The following is a 14,286-nucleotide window of genomic DNA, read 5'->3' on the forward strand; positions in this document are numbered from 1 at the left end:
ACGGCACTCCGCTCTGCTCCCCGCACCCGCGGGGATGGTCCCACGGGCGCCGCGTTCTACGGCTCCAAGCCCCACTGCTCCCCGCACCCGCGGGGATGGTCCCGGCTGCAACGTCGGCCCGGCGCGCCCGGTGCTCTGCTCCCCGCACCCGCGGGGATGGTCCCAACGGCGTGGATCCGAAGCCGTCCGGGCGCGGCTGCTCCCCGCACCCGCGGGGATGGTTCCCAGAACAGCGGGTTTTCCGGCGACCAGGGAGGCTGCTCCCCGCACCCGCGGGGATGGTCCCAACGGCGTCGACCCGGCCCCGAGCGGGTGGGGCTGCTCCCCGCACCCGCGGGGATGGTCCAGGCGAGAGCTGACTCCCCGAGGGTGAGGGCGCTGCTCCCCGCACCCGCGGGGATGGTCCCCGGCGCGGCACGAGGTGCGCGGGCCGCTGACTCTGCTCCCCGCACCCGCGGGGATGGTCCCTCGCCCAAGGCGACGTCGACTCCGCCACGGCCCTGCTCCCCGCACCCGCGGGGATGGTCCCTTGGTGGATGCCGACGACGACACCGGCCACGGCTGCTCCCCGCACCCGCGGGGATGGTCCCGTGGACTCCGCAGCCCCAGATCTGACAGAGCTCTGCTCCCCGCACCTGCGGGGATGGCCCCACGCCACCCCAACAACCAACCCGCACCAACAACTGCTCGGCGCAGGGATGGTCCCTTCGGTCGGACAGACGTCCCATGGAACCCGGCCTGCTCCCTGCACCCGCGGGGATAGCCCCCTCACGAGGCCGCCCGCGAGTGAGCAGGGGATCGCCCCTGCCCTGGCAGTCGGGGACTTGGCGCGCGAGGTCTGCTCCCTGTACATGGTCCCGGTGCACTACCTGGCCGTGATCCACGGTTACTGCTCGCTGGTTATCGGCCTCTGCCGAAGCGCCGACGCTTCGCAGCTCTGCTCCAGCCGGAGGGCGGTTCGCTTTCGGGAGCCGGTGCGGTTGCTCTCGTGGCGGGGTCGGGGCGGCGGATCAGGGTGACACCTTCGTAGTCCGTCGGGTGCCACGCGTGATCGTGGGTACGGAAAGTGAAGCCCTGTTCGGAGTTGGTGGTGTGGGCGAGAAGGGCGCGGCCCTGGCTTGCGTATTGCTGGACTTCCTCCCAGAGCACGTCGCGGATCCGGGCTGAGGGGTTGCCTACGAATACGCCTGCGGAGATTTCCAGTAGCCAGCGGGTGAGGAAGCCGCGTAGCCCGGCGGGGCAGTTGGTGAGAACGATGACGGTCACCAGCTGATGTCCTCGTAGTCGTCCGGGCCGTCGTAGTTGACGCCGGAAGCGACTTCGTGGCCGCCGTCGCTCTGGAGGGTGACGACGTCTCGGTCGATGTCGGTGGGGGAGTCGGGTGTTCCTGAAAGGAGCAGGCATTTGATGTCGTCGACGCAGCGGTTGAGGAGGGAGGTCTCGTTGATGCGGTCGCGCAGTGCGCGGCGGGTCCGGGAGCCGATGTCTTCCTCTCCTTCTGCTGCTGTGTCGAATGCCAGTGGGATGCCGATTTCTGTCTTGTAGAGGTCGGCGATGTCGAGGACGAAGGAGAGTTCGTGGCCGGAGTGGACGAAGCCGAGTGCTGGGCTGCAGCCCAGGGAGGTGACGACGGCGTGCGCGATGCCGTACATGCACTGGGCTGCTGCGGTGATGGCCTGGTTGACGGCGTCGGCAGCTGCGAAGTTCCCGGGAATGTAGCGGCGGCCTTGCCAGGGGACGCCGGTTCGGACTGCCTGGGCGCGGTAGCAGTCTTTGACGCGACGTCCTTCGGCGCCGAGGAGCTGTTGTCGGGTCAAGCCTGAGGGATCATCGTCGGGGAAGCGCAGTTGGTACATGGCGCGGGCCACTGCGAGGCGGTTGCGCGGGTTGGCCCACTGCCGGGCCTGGGCTTCCATCAGTGCGGAGGAGCGGCTCAGAGCGCGTCCGGAGGCGTAGTAGCGCACTCCTCGCTCGCCGACCCAGCAGACGGCCGCTCCTGTCTCGCCCAGCACGCTCATGGCCTGGTGGGTGATGCGGGTTCCGGGGCCGAGCAGGAGGGTGCCGATGGTGGCGGACGGGATGTGGGTGGTTCCTTCGGCGTCCTGTGCCGTGATGGCGTTGGCGTCGCGGTGCACGGTACAGCGTTCCAGGTAGATGAAGGAGAGGCGCTCGCTGGTGCGGGTGAGTTGCCGGGGTGTCAGCGCCGCGCGCTGGGAGACCGTCGTCATGCAACGGCCCGCGGGTCCGCGGCGATGGGGGCGAGGGTGAGCAGACCGCAGCCATACGCTCTGGCCCGGCCGATGCCCTGGGTGAGGCAGCGGCGCAGAGCGTCAGGGTCGGTGACCTCAAGGTGTCCGTTGAAGGTGACGGTCAGGACGGTGACAGGTTTGCCGCTGCGCTTGCCGTCGGCTGCCCGGGATTTGGTGAAGGACAGGGGCCGTGTGTCACTGACGGCCAGTGCATAGCGGTCGCCGTGGTGGGGCGCCCCGGCGCGTGTGGTGCCGTCGGGCAGGAGCCGCTGGCTAGCGGGCTTTTCGAGGATGCGGAAGCCGCAGCGTTCCTGGCGTTGCGGGTCGAGCAGCCAGCCCATTTGGTGTGCGGGCGTGACGTGGGCGGTGATCTTGGTGGGCTCGCCGTCCTTACGGCGGATGGAGTGGACTGGATTTGCGGTGAGCCGGAATGCCCAGTCGCCGCCTGTGGTCAGGCGGTCGAGGAACGGCTTGTAGGGCCTGGTTTGCCATCCGGGGTTTTCCGGGGTGGCTGCGGTGGGCCAGCCGGCCTGTTCGACCAGGTGGGTCATGTCGGGCCGGTCTGGGCTGACGACGTAGAGCATGAGCTCGGCGCGGGCCGGCTGGTCCAGGCGCCACAGCACGCGCGGCGTGTCAGGGGTCGGTGTATCGGTGGGCAGCAGTTGAGGGAAGGAGGACATGACGGCGGCATGCAGGACCTGCGGTGAGGACAGGAGGCGGCGGGCTCCGGGGCGCGCGGTGTTGAAGCGGAAGCGGGTCAGGAACATCAGGCGCCGTCTCCATCCAGGACATCGGTGAGGTCGTCGGTCAGAGCCTCGAACGGGTCGTGCTGCTGGTCGGTGCCCGACAGGCCGGGCGGGAGGGGCGTCTGCTCGGTGACGATGGTGCGCAGGGCGTGGCGCCGGTGTGCGGGGGAGAAGCTGAGGGGCTGGTCGCGAAGGGTGTCGGCGGGTGCCGGGTCGTCTGCTGTCTTTTCGCGCAGGACGGTCAGCTGCTGCGGTTGGCGGTGGCGTCTGCGGTACCAGGCAGACGCCTGCCAGGGGACGTCTCGCACGATGTCCTCGAGGCGGGCGTCGGCGTGGAGGGCGAGGTCGACGGGGCCTGAGGGCGGGCAGGAGCGGCGGCCGAGGAAAGGCAGATAGACGGGGGAGCGCAGGGCGGTGTGCAGGCGGGTGAGCAGGGCCAGGTCGCCTTCGACGGCGGCGACGAAGACGGCGTCGGCGAGGTAGAAGCGTTCCGAGAGGGGCATCGACTTGCCGGTGACCGGATGGTGGGCGGTGTGGAAGTCCCGTATGCGAGTGCCGGGTTGGTCGATGCGGACCGCGAAGCGCAGCGCCGTCAGGGGGGCGAGGCCTGCGTCGTCGTCGCGGTCGATGCCGGCTGCAGCGGCGAGGAGGCCGATGACGCCGCTTTTGGTGGGGGCGGACTCGGTGGTGCGGCGGGTGAATCGGGAGGAGGCCCCCCAGGACTGCAGCGGGCCTGCCAGGCGCAGCACCAGCACGCCGGTACGGGTCATGCGGGCTGATCCAGGTGCCCTGCGACGGCTTCGCCGACGGCGGCGACGAGGTCACGCAAAGTCTCGGATTCGGTGCCGAGGTCTGCGATCTTTTGGGTGTTCGGGCCGACGCGCAGTACCCAGGTCTGGGTGGATGCCTCGTCTCCGTAGGTGCGTTCGATGTCCGGGGCGTAGGCGGCGAGCCGGTCGCATGCTTCGCGGACGTGGCCGCCTTGGTCACCGCGGATGGGGTCTTCGAAGGCGGTGACGAAGCTGACGGGCCGTGTGGTGCGGAGCTTGACGATGACGGCGTCGGGCAGGGTGTGGTGCCCGAACGTGTTGATCTTGCCGGTGGGCAGTGAGGCGACGAAGCCGTGCACGAAGGCTTCAACGGCCCGTCGTACGGGCTCGGTTCGGGGTTCGTCGTCTCGCAGGCCCTGGCCCAGGTTGGCGGCGAGCTGGTGCACGCCGAGGGCGGCGTAGCGGTAGAGGGTGGCGGAGTTGAATTCGACGGTGCCGATCATTCCGGCGCCGGTCTCCGCGTCGCTGTTTTCGTCATCGACGGCTGTGAAGTAGTCGGATTCGTTCTCCACGCGGTGGACGCCGATGGCGTGGGCGACCTGGACCGCGGCGTCGACGTTGATGTCGGCGGCGTCAGCGACCATCCGGCCGAAGAGCGCGATGTCCACGGAGTGCCGGCTGTCCGCGATCTGACGGGCGTTGTCCTTGTTTTTCTTGTCCTTCAGGAACGCCGTGATGTCGGCGGCGCCGTCGAGGGCGAGGCGGGCCAGGCCGTCGAGCTGGCGGGCGCTGAGGAAGACCAGGTACTTGGCTTCGGGCGCGGGCGTGGCCGCTCCTTCCTTGGCCTGGTCGGCTTTCCGTTTGGGGATCTCGGTCTTCAGCCCGGTCGCTTTGATGGTCTCGTCGGCAAGGTGTAGCGCGTCTTTGCGTGTGAGGGCGGGGCTGCTTTCCTGGATCCGGTCGGCGAGGAGTTCCACGATCTTCTTCGTGCGGACGCCGAGTTCGCTGGGGTCCAGGAGGTGTTCGTCGGCGAAGTAGGTGCGAACGGCTCGTTTCCAGGCCTGGCTGGAGACGCGGGCGCGCTGCACTCCTCCGTAGATCGCCGTCTTCGGCGCGCCGGTGTCGTCCCGGTTGAGATTGCTGGGCGGGACGGTCTGCAGGGCGTGCACGTCCAAAAAGATGCGGTTCACGAGGCGTCCTTGGTGTCCGTGTCGAGGTCGGGGTGCGTGGTGGCGGTCGGGGGGTTCTCACCGGGGTTGCGGGCGGGCCGCCCGCTGTGGAAGGAGCGGCCCCAGCTGCGGCGGACACTCTCCGGGCCACCGGGCCACTGCCAGGCGTAGAGCTGGCCGGCGAGCAGGCCGTAGTCGAGCGAGATGTCCGAGCGGCGCAGAAGGACTACGATCTCGCGCAGCCGCTGGGCCAGAACGAGGGGTTCGGATGCGGTTCCGGCACGCACCAGGCGTTTGAGGACGGGTTCGTCGATGCTGTTGGCCGGCATGAGGCGCCGAACGGCCGCCCCCAGTCCGCGAGGCTGGTCCCGGGAGTGGGCGCGGTGCATCGGGGTGCCGCGGGACTGCTGGTGCAGGGCCCACAGCGTGAGAGTCGTGTAGAGAGCGTCTTCGGCGCGGGCGAGTTCTGCTTCGCTCAGCGGCCGCAGGTCCGAGGTGCTCTGGTGCAGGGGACCGGTGTCGACCAGGCCCCACAGGTCGGGCATCTCGGCGGCGTTGCGGCCTGCTCCCCGGCGCAGGCGGGCGAGCGCGGCCACGGCTGCGGAGCTGTCGCTGAGGTAACCCTGCTGCCAGGGCACGATCTGGGCGGCGGCGAGATCGGCGACACGGGAGCGCACCGTGGGCGGGGCCGGGGCGGTGGTCATACGCGCACCTCAGTTTCGAAAGATCCGCTGGTAGACGAGCTGCTCGTGCCGTGCCGGGGGGTCGGCAGGACGGCAGACTGGTGAGAGGGGGGCGGGTTGCCGTCGCCCGAACCGCTGTCGTCGGGGTCTCCGAGCGCTCTGGCCAGGCGTCCGCGGAACCACGTGTCCGCGAGGCCGGCGCTCAGCCACAGCGTGCCCTTCTTGTCGGTGACGGTTCTGCCCTGCCAGGCGGCGTCACCCGCAGCCTCGACCAGACGGTCACCAAGCTGTGCGACCAACTGCCGCACACTGCGCTGCCACTGCTGGCGCTGCGCGAACGGGTCACCGGCTTCGGCCATGGATGCCAGCCAGCGCCGGTAGGGCTCTTCCAGCGCGTCGAACCCGGTCTGGCGGGCTGTCGCCTGGGGGCCTTCCTGCTCACTTCCGGTGGCGCGGGCGAGGTCGGCGGCGAGGTCCCCCAGGGCCCGCACCGCCCGGTCGGCATCCTCGGCTGCACCGATGGCCTGCCGGGCGTAGGAGCGGTCCTGGCGGTGCAGCAGGACGACGGGCATGGCGAGATGGTCATCGACGATGTCATCGATCACGGACTGCTGTGTCCCGTACACCGCGCCGATCACCCGGACCCTCACCAGGTAGTTGCGCTGCAACTGCCCGTCGGACACCAGACGGGCGATCCACTCGAGAACCCCGGGCCGCAAGTATGGGGCCGCTTCCTGGCCTTGCGTCGTCTCCGTCCGGTCGGCGACGAGAGATTCAAGACCGCGCCAAGCCGCACGAGCTGGGTCGTGCTCGCGGGGAAGATAGACCGGCACCTGGCCCAGCTTCTTCTCCTGGGCCTTGCTGCGCCGCCAGGAAGCCAGCGGTTCCCGCTGGTGCGTGTTACGAGAGGCGAGCGGGTCGCCGTAGCCGAGGACGACGCCGTGGACGAACTGGCCGTCGTGGTGCAGGCGCAGCCGCCGTGACTGCCAGGTGTACAGGTCACGCGGGCCGGTCGCGCTTCGTGGTGTGCTGCCCGGCCCGCACGGTTCACGCCGCCACGCCGGCCGGTCGTCGGGGGCGATATCAAGTTCGCCTGTATCGGACGCTACGAGATTGAGCAGGAGAGTCTCCCGCAGCGTGTCGCCTTCCATGAAGATGCCGCCCAGCCCGCCAGCCCATCCTGTGCCCAGCGGATACACCTTGCCGCCCTTGACTCGATCGTCACCGACGACGCCCGTCTTAATGCCGGACGTGTCGTAGGCATGGGCATGGATGACCCAGCGGGCAGCCTCGGCGAAGCAGAGACGTTCCACACCAGGCATCCGTGCCGTGAAGAACGGCTCACCGTTGGGTACGTCCGCGACCAACCGGTTGAGGGGGAACACCTCGTCCTTCGCCGTCCGCAACCCGGCCGTCTGGAAGAACGGGGTCTGCTGATGCAGCAGGTCGAAGCGCCCTCGGTGCGTGTCCAGATAGGCAGAGACGGGGGCCAAGCAGTCGGGATCGTTGCGCAGGTCGTCCCAGCGGTCGATGTCGCGCGGACCGTCGAAGACATCATGCGCGATGGCCAACAGCAGTCGCATCAGGGCGAACTCCTGAGTGGGCAGGTCCCCGACGAGACGGCGCAGACTGCCCGCCTGGGCGAACACCTCCCGCAACGACAACTTGTCCTGCGAGCCGTCGCGCCGCAGTACCCCGATCCATGGCTTGTCGGTCAGATCGAACGAGGAGATCACGTTCTCGCTCGCCCCGGGCAATTCAGTTGCAGTCACCGGTCACCTCCAGACCGTCGAGGGGGCTGTAGCACGCAGGGAGAACCCTGGCAGACGGCACTGACAAGGCGCCCGAGGGAATGATCAAGCCTTCCCCTGTGGCCATGCGCCCCAGCGTCCGCGCACCGTGCCCGGGCACCTCTGTGAACGCCGCATGAAGCTCTTGACCTGGGACTTCAACCAATGCGTGCCACATGAGGCCTCGGATCCCCTAGAGTTCGAGCACTGCTAGTTCAACAGAGTAAGGGGAGTGGGGAGTTGTACGGGTGGATCCGCTGGATTCTGGCCACGATCGCCATCGTCGGCATCTTTTGGTTAGGTCTGCTACTGGGTCGTTGGCTGCCGTGGGGGGGTCCTGAAGACGAGGCGGCCCGGTGGGGCGTCGCGGCAACACTGGCAAGTGTGGTGTCTGCCGTAGCAGCCAAACCTCTGGTGCGGTGGGCTGAGGCGAACCGCCCGCTTTCGAAGAAGGCGTAATCCCGCGGCCGGAGCCCACGGGTATCATGCGATCACTGCTCCCCGCCCTTGTGGGGATGGCCCCAGAGTTAGGGGCGTACAAAGCTGGTCCCTTCACTGCTCCCCGCCTCCGCGGGGCTTTCCATCCCATCCCATCTCTTCACGCCCCCTCTGCACGGGCAACCTCCAGGCCGTCAGCGGGGCTGTAGCGCAATATGAACCCTGCCAGTTGAGTTTGATAGTCCTCATCAAGGCTGAGAATCAGCTGGTCGGACAGCCAGGGGCTGTTCTTACCTTGCCATGCAGGCAGATACAGCCGTTCCAGTTCCTCAATAGCCTGGTCCATGGTCTTGGCGTCGGAGAACTGTAGAGGCAGGCGCAGCCCGCAACTGGCCGCCGTACGGCCCGCGAACGGCGTCGGGGTCTGCTCTTGTGGCAGCTCTAGGCCCCCGCGCTGCCTTCCCTTACGGTCTGGCTCCAGCCACGGCAGCGTGGCGAGCGTTCCGTCAGCCCGCCGTTGCACGACCACGACCTCCAGACTGTCGCGGCTGTCGCGAACCTGGGCACGACCCGTCCGGCTGTCGTCGGCATCGCCCACCCCCGCCGCCACCCAGCCGAACAGCGGCCTTCCCGGACGCCCGACCTCGCCGAGCCGGAAGATTGCTGCCCGTTCTGCTTGGTCCGCCCGCTGCTCGTCGAACCGGCCCCGGGCCTCTGCCAGTACCTCGGTCCAGTGCTCTGGTCCAACCGGCCCCGCCCCGTACGCGCCTTGCACCAACACGCTGATGTCCGACGGCAGCTGCACCGGACGCTGAACCCCACCCTCGAGATGAGGCAGCAGCACCGCAGCTGACCGAAGCAGTGCATACCGCCCGTACACGGCGACCGAACCCCGAACCGGGACGGGGACGTCCGGCGCCCACTCCACCCCCGTGAGCAGGCATCGGGCAGACTGCAGCCGCTCGGGGCGCTCACTCTGCCCCTGCCCGCGCAGATGACGGTGCAAGCGGCCCATCCGCTGCAGGAGCAGGTCCACCGGGCACAGATCACTCACCAGCAGATCGAAGTCCACGTCCAGGGACTGCTCCGCCACCTGGCTAGCCACCACGATGTGCCGGCCCTCAGGCCGGTCGGTGCCCTTGCCCGGCGGCCCGAAACGCCGGATCAAGTCACGGTCCTTCTGAGCACGGTCGATGTCGACGAAACACGAGTGGGCGACGGTGACGGCGCTCGCCCCGAACCTGTCCCGCAGCACGCGCGCGGTCTCCAGCACCCGTCTGACCGTGTTGCGGACCACCAGAACGCATCCGCCCCCAGAGAGCTCGCCCTGCAGACGATCGGCGAGCACGTTCAGATCATCGGCCAAGGGCTCCAACCCGACCGCGGTGGACCGGCCCGATGCTTGCGGACAGCGCACCACAGCACTGCCGCCCGGGGCGACCGCCGTCAGCAGCGGATAGGCACCCGCCTCCACAGCGTCATCCGCCTGCCCGACAGCAGACGTCAGGCCACCGCCCGCGTATGCCTGGACCAGCTCACGGCGTCGGTCAGCCGGCAGCGTCGCGGACATGACCACCACGGGCACCCGGTACGCCCCCAGCCACGACAGAACCCGGTCCAGGTACACGTTCATATACGTGTCGTAGGCGTGCGCCTCATCGATGACGACGACCTTCCCGGCGACGGCCAGATGACGAAGCGCCAAGTGCCGGCTCTTGAGCCCAGCGAACAGCAGTTGGTCGATGGTGCCCGCCACGAACGAGGCCAGCATCGCCTTCTTCCGGCCCCGCAGCCACGAGTGTGCCACCAGCTCGGCAACCGCGCGGTGCCGCTCGTCCGCCTGCCCCCAGGAAGAGCCGGCTGCCACCTCGTCCACATCGACGGCCGCGACCCTTCCCCCGCGGGCCATCAGGTCGACGAAATCTTCGTTCAGGGCTGCCTTGGAATGGGCGAGATGCACTGAACGACGCGAATCTCGCACACCGGGCAGCCGGCCCAGCCAGTCCAGGAGACGCGGAAACATGGCGTTTCCCGTGGCCATGGTGGGCAGCGCAAAGAACACCCCGCCAGCACCCGACCGCGCGGCGAACACCTCCGCCACCGCCAGCGCCGCCTCGGTCTTGCCCTCTCCCATCGGCGCCTCGATGATCATCAGCCCAGGACGCTCCATGTCCCGGGCGAGCTCCAGGGCCGCAGCTTGAACGGGCCGCACCTGCGTATCCACGGGCAGGCCGAAGCGGGCAGTGAACAATTCCTGTGCACGGGCGACGGGTTCCTCGGCCTGCCAGGGTTCCGGCAGGTCCAACCCCTGCCAGGCGGCGGCAAGCCGCTCTTCGTCGCTGCAAGACGCCCCGTCGGGAAAGTACGGGAAGAGATCAGGATTGCTGGCAATCCAGTCACAGACGATGACCAGCGCTGTGAGCAACACCTGCGCGGGCTGAGGCAGTCGTACCGCCGCCCAGCCTCCGAGCCTGTCGCCCACACCGAACCGATCAGCGCACGCGTCGAGCAACTCGGTCTGCACATCGCGCCAAAGCCTGCTGCTCGGTCCAGGAGTCCGTAGCAACTCCTCATGCTCGTAAAGGGCTTTGACCTGCCCGTGCTCGGGCGGCACTCCATGGTGTCCACCAACCGCCACGGTGAACTGTCCGGTCCGGCTGGCAGTCCACCTGTGCCGTTCCTCCAGCCACTCCGCCAGCAGCACCTGCCCGGCCAGACCATGTGGAGCCAGCCGCCGATCAGGCCCCATCGCCTTACTCGAGCGCATCTCCAAGCGCTGGTCACGCATCACGTCAGCCAATTGATCGACCTGGCAGGCGAAAGCAGGGGTGGCCTTACCGATGTCATGCACACCAGCGAGCCACACCGCAAGAGCGCGCGCGTCCGCGACCCCTCCTGGCAATGCATCGGCGATCAACGCCCGCACTGCAGAAGGCAACCACCGATCCCACACCAGGCCCGCAACGGCAGCACTGTCTTCCATGTGCCGCCACAAAGGAAGCCAACCCTCGGCATCGCGATCATGCTTGGCCCACACCGACCGAGCCGGCCCCCCAAGCTTCGGCAGCATCCCACGCGCGCCCGTTCCCCTCGTAATCACGGGCAATATCTACAGGCAAACCGAACGTCACACGCCGGATTCGAGAAACAGACGACATCTCCGACACCACACGCCAGGACATCGTCCTTCAAGACCGTCCAGAGGTTTAAGATGCCCGGTTGGCATTGCCAGCGGCATCCCTGTCAGGGGAACTGGTGTTGCCTACACGGGCGCTCTCCCGTTGGTGAGTTGTGCATGGCTGCCGTTGAGTCTCATGCTCCTGGCGTGGCAGTCTCACCCGGTGCAAGCGTGGGTGCACCGGGAAGCTCAGGATGGCCTGATGCATGGCCTTCTGTACTCAGTGGCAGGCGTGTCAGACGGGTCGTCCATCACTATTCACGGAGCGTTATGTCCAATTCGCCGGAATCAAAGAAAGTCAATGGAAACGCTCTGTCGGGCCGGTAGCGTCGCAGGTCAGGCAGTCTCTGCTCCCCGCACCCGCGGGGATGGTCGAGCGCCGGACGGCGATCACCGAGTACGGCGCCTCTGCTCCCCGCACCCGCGGGGATGGTCCAGCCCCGCTGCTCCATGAGCTGATGGTTCTCCTCTGCTCCCCGCACCCGCGGGGATGGTCCATATCTACGGAAACATCGACAAGGTTCGTCTCTCTGCTCCCCGCACCCGCGGGGATGGTCCGCACGCGGTGGCGGTCGCGGCGAGCGCGAGTCTCTGCTCCCCGCACCCGCGGGGATGGTCCGGTTGGTCGCGGACGTACCCAACGGTGAGCCCTCTGCTCCCCGCACCCGCGGGGATGGTCCACCACGATCAGCTTGACCATGACCGTGCAGGCTCTGCTCCCCGCACCCGCGGGGATGGTCTGGAACGGCTGTATCTGCCTGCATGGCAAGGTCTCTGCTCCCCGCACCCGCGGGGATGGTCTCGCCCGCGCCGAAGACGCTCTCTACACGACTCTCTGCTCCCCGCACCCGCGGGGATGGTCGTCAGCGTGTGCGGGCCCACCGAGGTCCGCGACTCTGCTCCCCGCACCCGCGGGGATGGTCGTCACCTCGACCGAGTAGGAGCGGCGGCCAGGCTCTGCTCCCCGCACCCGCGGGGATGGTCTCCGGCCAGTGCTCCGAATGCGGCGCCTGGCTCTCTGCTCCCCGCACCCGCGGGGATGGTCAACCCCAACGGTACCGCCATGGGCATTGCAATCTCTGCTCCCCGCACCCGCGGGGATGGTCGCCATATTGATCATCTGCGCGTCCAGCGCGAGCTCTGCTCCCCGCACCCGCGGGGATGGTCCCGCCTTCTCCAACAGCGACGAAGGCTACGGACTCTGCTCCCCGCACCCGCGGGGATGGTCCCAAGATTCAAGCGCACCGTAATCGGTTACGGAACTGCTCCCCGCACCCGCGGGGATGGTCCCCACAAAACGACGCCCCGTCCGATGACTTGGACGCTGCTCCCCGCACCCGCGGGGATGGTCCCACTGCGCGACTCATCTGGGGGATGACCTATGCCTGCTCCCCGCACCCGCGGGGATGGTCCCCGCGCCACCCGACGCGCCATGCAACGCGCAGCCTGCTCCCCGCACCCGCGGGGATGGTCCCACAGAGTGACCATGTCGGATTGCTGAACCGGACTGCTCCCCGCACCCGCGGGGATGGTCCCAAATTCCAGCTCGTGCCGTCGTTACGCCACAACTGCTCCCCGCACCCGCGGGGATGGTCCCGGGCACCGTTCATGACCGGTCCTCCACTCTGACTGCTCCCCGCACCCGCGGGGATGGTCCCCTGGACGGGTCGATGTACCGAGGGTTCCGAACCTGCTCCCCGCACCCGCGGGGATGGTCCCGACGGCAAGACGTACCGCAACCGGGCTGCCGCCTGCTCCCCGCACCCGCGGGGATGGTCCCCGGCGCCGTGACGGTCGCCAACCAGACCGTTTCTGCTCCCCGCACCCGCGGGGATGGTCCCATGCCGATGATGTCCGCGATCAGTCCGCCGTCCTGCTCCCCGCACCCGCGGGGATGGTCCCAACTTCACGCTGTCGATCGCGGATTTCTCCCGCTGCTCCCCGCACCCGCGGGGATGGTCCCGACGAAGTCCGCATCATCGTCGGCCACTTGGCCTGCTCCCCGCACCCGCGGGGATGGTCCCACAAAGCGACGCCCCGTCCGATGACTTGGACGCTGCTCCCCGCACCCGCGGGGATGGTCCCTGGTGGACGTCCTTGCCAGGCGTATATCCCGGCTGCTCCCCGCACCCGCGGGGATGGTCCCTCAGCCGACAGCCGCCCGAACAGCGCCGGCACCTGCTCCCCGCACCCGCGGGGATGGTCCCACCGCACTCACCCACGCATCCAGGGACCGCACCTGCTCCCCGCACCCGCGGGGATGGTCCCCCTTTGGATTCGGTGTGCGACGGTCGATTTTCCTGCTCCCCGCACCCGCGGGGATGGTCCCAGAAGTCAGACCTCGCAGGCCAGCAGGAACAGCTGCTCCCCGCACCCGCGGGGATGGTCCCAAAGATCCCTATGGCGAGCGCACCGTACAGAGCTGCTCCCCGCACCCGCGGGGATGGTCCCTGGTCGGCGTCGATGGGGCGGTAGGACATCCACTGCTCCCCGCACCCGCGGGGATGGTCCCGCGCAGCTGGCGGCCGACGCCTTCAACCAGTTCTGCTCCCCGCACCCGCGGGGATGGTCCCCCGCTGTCGACCCGGCCGTGGTCGCACAGCAGCTGCTCCCCGCACCCGCGGGGATGGTCCCGACACCTCGCCCGGCTACACGGTCGGGGTCGGCTGCTCCCCGCACCCGCGGGGATGGTCCCCGGTACGAGGTCGGGCAGGCCGTCAAGCGCGCCTGCTCCCCGCACCCGCGGGGATGGTCCCGATGAGCGGAACGCCGATCACGATTGTGGGCACTGCTCCCCGCACCCGCGGGGATGGTCCGAAGTTCGTCAATGACGAGAGTCCGCGGAATCACTGCTCCCCGCACCCGCGGGGATGGTCCCGAACTGGACCAAGCGAGCGGCGCACTAGCGAACTGCTCCCCGCACCCGCGGGGATGGTCCCCAGCGGCTCCGCGCGAAGCCCCCGGGCTGGGTCTGCTCCCCGCACCCGCGGGGATGGTCCCCGTGGCGGTCGAGCTGGAGCGACTGCGCGGCACTGCTCCCCGCACCCGCGGGGATGGTCCCCGGGCGGGGCCCTCGTCGCGCTGGACGAGCTTCTGCTCCCCGCACCCGCGGGGATGGTCCCTTCGTCATCGTCAAGGCGACCGAAGGGCTCTCCTGCTCCCCGCACCCGCGGGGATGGTCCCGAAGTCCCGGCCACGCCAACGGGATTGGCGCGCTGCTCCCCGCACCCGCGGGGATGGTCCCTCCGCGGATCCGTCGATGG

The 14,286-nt window shown here is 68.9% G+C and carries 8 protein-coding genes and 2 CRISPR repeat arrays (2 of these 10 cut by a window edge); all 8 genes read right to left on the reverse strand.

All coding sequences use genetic code 11. From position 1 onward, the window contains the following. Positions 1-651: direct repeats of the CRISPR family, unit length 29 nt; unit sequence CTGCTCCCCGCACCCGCGGGGATGGTCCC (it extends 1,634 nt beyond the left edge of the window). Positions 652-900: 249 nt separating this feature from the next. The 8 genes from cas2e to cas3 all read right to left on the reverse strand — a co-directional run bounded on the left by cas2e (position 901) and on the right by cas3 (position 10,915). Further along, positions 901-1,266: a type I-E CRISPR-associated endoribonuclease Cas2e gene (cas2e, locus tag OG780_RS42765; RefSeq protein WP_328457598.1), complete on the reverse strand. Its 366-nt coding sequence runs from the start codon at positions 1,264-1,266 to the stop codon at positions 901-903. Beyond that, complete coding sequence (cas1e, locus tag OG780_RS42770; protein ID WP_328457600.1) at positions 1,263-2,228, reverse strand: type I-E CRISPR-associated endonuclease Cas1e; 966 nt, start codon at positions 2,226-2,228, stop codon at positions 1,263-1,265. The genes cas2e and cas1e overlap by 4 nt, the downstream gene beginning before the upstream one ends. Further along, entirely contained in the window at positions 2,225-3,016 is a 792-nt protein-coding gene (gene cas6e / locus OG780_RS42775; RefSeq protein ID WP_328457602.1) for a type I-E CRISPR-associated protein Cas6/Cse3/CasE, read from the reverse strand. Before cas6e ends, cas1e begins: the two co-directional genes overlap by 4 nt. Further along, positions 3,016-3,765, reverse strand: a complete 750-nt coding sequence (cas5e, locus tag OG780_RS42780; protein ID WP_328457604.1) for a type I-E CRISPR-associated protein Cas5/CasD — start codon at positions 3,763-3,765, stop codon at positions 3,016-3,018. The genes cas6e and cas5e overlap by 1 nt, the downstream gene beginning before the upstream one ends. Continuing rightward, the gene (cas7e, locus tag OG780_RS42785; protein WP_328457606.1) at positions 3,762-4,955 is read right to left on the reverse strand and encodes a type I-E CRISPR-associated protein Cas7/Cse4/CasC; all 1,194 of its coding nucleotides are present in this window, start codon (positions 4,953-4,955) and stop codon (positions 3,762-3,764) included. The genes cas5e and cas7e overlap by 4 nt, the downstream gene beginning before the upstream one ends. Then, the gene (gene casB, locus OG780_RS42790) at positions 4,952-5,638 is read right to left on the reverse strand and encodes a type I-E CRISPR-associated protein Cse2/CasB (protein ID WP_328457608.1); all 687 of its coding nucleotides are present in this window, start codon (positions 5,636-5,638) and stop codon (positions 4,952-4,954) included. The genes cas7e and casB overlap by 4 nt, the downstream gene beginning before the upstream one ends. Then, positions 5,635-7,353 carry a type I-E CRISPR-associated protein Cse1/CasA gene (gene casA / locus OG780_RS42795; protein WP_328457610.1) on the reverse strand — a complete coding sequence of 573 codons (1,719 nt, stop codon included), beginning with the start codon at positions 7,351-7,353 and terminating at the stop codon, positions 5,635-5,637. The genes casB and casA overlap by 4 nt, the downstream gene beginning before the upstream one ends. A gap of 652 nt (positions 7,354-8,005) precedes the next feature. After that, positions 8,006-10,915 carry a CRISPR-associated helicase Cas3' gene (gene cas3 / locus OG780_RS42800; protein ID WP_328457612.1) on the reverse strand — a complete coding sequence of 970 codons (2,910 nt, stop codon included), beginning with the start codon at positions 10,913-10,915 and terminating at the stop codon, positions 8,006-8,008. 455 nt (positions 10,916-11,370) lie between these two features. Beyond that, a CRISPR array of direct repeats spans positions 11,371-14,286; the repeat unit is 29 nt; unit sequence CTGCTCCCCGCACCCGCGGGGATGGTCCC; it runs 591 nt beyond the window's last position.

It is taken from the genome of Streptomyces sp. NBC_00386, assembly GCF_036063235.1.
Classification (GTDB): Bacteria; Actinomycetota; Actinomycetes; order Streptomycetales; family Streptomycetaceae; genus Streptomyces.